We start from the raw sequence: 3,650 nt of genomic DNA, 5'->3' as shown, positions 1-3,650 counted from the left end.
ACCACTCACTTTTTTTATTCTTAATACTGCTTAATCCTTAACCGAGAAGTATTGCTTTGTACTCGAAGTCACAAGAAAAACTCAACCAGTTAATCAACAATAACTCTCAGTGAATTTGCCATCGAAATACATGAATTATGAGTTACAGCTAGAGACTAACAACAATGCCATTTTATCTAGTTTTTGGCATGGTTATCAGATACAAAAGACTGTTGATCCTACATATTGGCAATTACGCCCTTTATTTCAGTTATATTATTTATTGAGTTGGGTAAGTAATAAGTCATTAGAACAGCAGCAGATTATTAAAGAATTAAAACAACAAATTCTATTACGTTGCCAAGTATAAACATCCTTTTTATCCCAATTGAAAACTAATGAGTTGAAAACCCAAAATCACAACTATAAAAACACAATTTATCTGTGCAACAGCATCAATTACTCAGCTAATGTTTAAATTTAGACATATTAGCTATTATCGGCAAATTGAAAGTTTTGCAATAAATCATAATATTAAGGTGAGCAAGTAATGAGTATTCACTTTAGTGGTACATGGACTGAGCAGCAATATAACCACTTTCAGAAACTTTGTATGCCGACATTTTTAAAATGGCTATTTAAATGGTTTCCCTGGTTTGGGCTTGGTTATATCTTAGTAAAATTATTATTTTATCCTGGTTATCTAGCAAGTTTTTCGCTAGTTTTCGATGTCTTGATTATTTTGTATTTTTTGGTATTTCTCCCCAAGCTGAGAGAACGTCAAATTAAACGAGCATGGCAAAGCAACAAGCTGATACAAGGAGAAATATCTGGGGTGGTAGATCAAGCAGGTGTTATTTGGCGTAATGCTTACGGCGAAATGAGATATCCTTGGGATCTCCTACTGAAGTATAAGCAGGAAACAGATATTGTTCTGCTATATACAGCTATCAATCAAGCACTTATACTGCCACGTATTTTTTTTCAATCGGAAGAAGATTGGCAAGAATTCAGACAATTAGTTGTAGAAAAATTACAAAACAAATAGCATAGTTATATTTGCATAGTTTGTCTCAATTAAACCTAGATATAAATAATTATCCTGAAAATTGCTAGCAAAGCTAATAAAATCAACTTTAAATAAAATGTGTAAAAATAAATCAACTAGACAACATAATTTCGAGCATAATAGCAAATTCAAAATTGCTTATGGTATCGCCGGAACTGTAATATTTTCTCTAGCTCAATTTGTTTTACCTGTGGCTGCACAAATAACTAATTCAAATGAGATGGACAAAACACAAGCGGAAATATCTGCTAGTAAATGTCAATTTATGGGACATTTTAGCTCTATTAACTCCGTAGAGATTAGCCCAGATGGGAAAACATTCATTAGTGCTAGTGGCGACAATAATATCAAAGTCTGGGATATTTTCACAGGTAAGCTAATCCGCACATTTAAAGATGCAGGATATAGGGTTGTAATGAGTCACGATGGACAAACCCTGATCAGTGCTAGTCAAGATGAAACTATCAAATTGTGGGATGTCACCACTGGGAATTTAATTCGTACATTAGAAGGGCATTCCGACTTGATTCAGTCCCTATATATCAGTAAAGATGGCAAAATTTTGATTAGCGGTAGTTGGGATAAAACAATTAAATTATGGGATATCTCTACAGGAAAATTAATCCGTAGATTCAGAGGTCATTCTGAATGGGTTAATTCTGCAATTATTACTCCAGATGGTGCTACTGTCATTAGCGGTAGCTCTGACAAAACTATTAAATTATGGGATATTAAAACTGCTAAAGAAATTCGCACACTCAAGGGACATTCCTATGGAGTTTCTCCTCTAGCCATTAGTGCGGATGGGAAAATGCTTTTTAGTGGTAGTTACGACAGCACTATTAAAGTGTGGGATATGGAAACCGGAAAGGAAATTCGTACACTTCAAGGACATTCCGGAATGATCGAATCATTAGCTATTAGTTCAGATGGAACTACTTTAGTTAGTAGTGCTTGGGATAACAGCATCAAACTGTGGGATATTAAAACGGGAAAGTTACTCCGTACATTGGGCAACCCTATCAAAGAATTAGAATTATCAGATTCATCACCTAAAAATCCTCCGAGTGGCGCATTTTCCATTGTTTATAGGGGTTCACCTACTAAAGTAGCTATTAGCCCAGATGGAAATACTATAGTTACTGCTAATAACAACATTCAACTGTGGGATATTGAAACGGGACAGCCAACTCACACTATCGAAGGAAATTTCGATTGGTTTCAATATGTTGCCATCAGCCCAGATAATAAAAGTCTAGTTAGTCTCAACTCTGACAACACCATCAATTTATGGGATTTTCTTACTAATAAGAAAATTTGGAGTATCAAAGAGAATTGGGTTCGTTCCGTTGCTATTAGCCCGGATGGGAATACCCTAGTTACTGGTAGTTGGGGTGATAAAACAATTAAATTATGGAATCTCCAAACGGGAAAGTTAACTCGTGCATTTGAGGATACTGGGGTTAACAATGTAGTAATTAGCTCGGATGGTACTATCCTCCTTAGCTCTCATAACGAGATAATTAAATTACGAGACATTCTTACAGGTAAAGTGCTTCAGACATTGCAAGGTCATTCCTTCCAGGTGAATGCGATCGCTATCAGCAAAAATAACGGTACTCTGGTTAGTAGTAGTGTTGGTGACGAAATCATACTCTGGGATCTTCGCACTGGTAAGTTAATCCGCACTTTGAAGGAGAACACAGTAGAAACTGGTAATCCTGAAAGTGCAATTTCAGTCACTTCCATTACAATCAGTCCCGATACTAAAACTGTTGTTAGTGGTTATGTAGATGGAACAATAATATTCCAAGATTATCTCACAGGAGAAAATATTCGCACACTCAAGGCGCATTCCGGTGGAGTTTCTGCTGTAGCTATTAGTCTAGATGGTAATACTCTCGTTAGTGGTAGCTCTGACAATAATATTAAACAGTGGAATATTCGCACTGGGGAACTAATTCGTACTTTGGAAGAGCATCAATATAACATTTCTTCGCTTACTATCAGTGACGATAGTAAAACTTTAGTCAGCAGTAGCTACGATAATACCATGAAAATATGGAACATGACTAATGGCCAATTATTAAGTACATTTTGTAACTCAAAGTGAGCTTACATACTTCATATTATTTTCATGAGTCTTATATTCTGGTATTGATCTGAGACACGCGGCTCAATATGTTCTAATGCCAACCAGGAGATTTATCTAATGTGCATTACTAGGTTTAGTGGAAATTACGCCTTCCTCAGTAATTTTTGGCATTGTAAAATTATATTTGAAGGCATTGAATTTCCAAGCGTTGAACACGCTTTTCAAGCAGCCAAAACAAGTCATCCTAATGAACGTGAAATGCTACGTTTGGCTGCAACACCAGTCAAAGCCAAGCGTATTGGGCGTAAGGTAACACTCCGGCATGATTGGGAGAAAGTGAAGATTGAAATTATGCACGGTTTTTTGGTGCAGAAGTTTACCCAAGATGAAACACTGCGAGAGATGCTTTTAGCTACTGACGATTTGGAAATAATTGAAGGTAACAATTGGGGCTTAGAGGGTGACAACCTACCTATAAAGGTTGCTGCATAAGAGATAGGGCATAGA

At 36.2% G+C, this 3,650-nt stretch carries 4 protein-coding genes; all 4 read left to right on the top strand.

The features are described from left to right. Nucleotides 1-130 precede the first annotated feature (130 nt). The 4 genes from ACM0OR_RS27925 (at nt 131) to ACM0OR_RS27910 (ending at nt 3,635) form a co-directional block, all read left to right on the top strand. A complete protein-coding gene (locus ACM0OR_RS27925) occupies nt 131-349 on the top strand; it encodes a hypothetical protein (protein ID WP_323269055.1) in 219 nt (72 codons plus the stop codon). 180 nt (nt 350-529) lie between these two features. Then, nucleotides 530-1,027, top strand: coding sequence for a YcxB family protein (locus ACM0OR_RS27920; RefSeq protein ID WP_414579658.1), 498 nt, complete (start codon nt 530-532; stop codon nt 1,025-1,027). A 97-nt stretch (nt 1,028-1,124) separates the two neighbouring features. Beyond that, complete coding sequence (locus ACM0OR_RS27915; RefSeq protein ID WP_414579656.1) at nt 1,125-3,161, top strand: WD40 repeat domain-containing protein; 2,037 nt, start codon at nt 1,125-1,127, stop codon at nt 3,159-3,161. Nucleotides 3,162-3,260: 99 nt separating this feature from the next. After that, entirely contained in the window at nt 3,261-3,635 is a 375-nt protein-coding gene (locus ACM0OR_RS27910) for an NADAR family protein (protein WP_414579655.1), read from the top strand. The last annotated feature ends 15 nt before the right edge of the window (nt 3,636-3,650 follow it).

The sequence above is a fragment of the Anabaena sp. CCY 9402-a genome, from assembly GCF_963920945.1.
Classification (GTDB): domain Bacteria; phylum Cyanobacteriota; class Cyanobacteriia; order Cyanobacteriales; family Nostocaceae; genus Trichormus; species Trichormus minutissimus.
This window is presented reverse-complemented; position numbering and strand designations above follow the sequence as displayed.